Genomic DNA, 205 nt, shown 5'->3' with positions numbered 1-205 from the left:
TTTTTTGATTTTACGTGTGCCATAGTTGTTACGGCTAGCTTTGAAAATGCGTTCGATTTCTTTTGAAAGTGCTGCATCTTCCGCTTTTCTGGCACGCTCACCAGAAAGATCCGCATGATAATAATACGTACTTCTTTTGATACCTAGGACGGCACACATTGTGACTGACGCTACGCTTTCGTCACAGAAAAACCATGTGCTGATA

1 pseudogene is annotated in these 205 nt (G+C 42.0%); it reads right to left on the bottom strand.

The features are described 5' to 3' along the window. Positions 1–205: pseudogene (locus tag C9J34_RS22575) on the bottom strand (hypothetical protein); the annotation flags it as partial.

Source organism: Metasolibacillus meyeri, from assembly GCF_003049505.1.
In the GTDB taxonomy this organism is placed as follows: domain Bacteria; phylum Bacillota; class Bacilli; order Bacillales_A; family Planococcaceae; genus Metasolibacillus; species Metasolibacillus meyeri.
The sequence above is the reverse complement of the archived record's forward strand: the minus strand, read 5'-3'. Positions and strand labels throughout refer to the sequence as shown.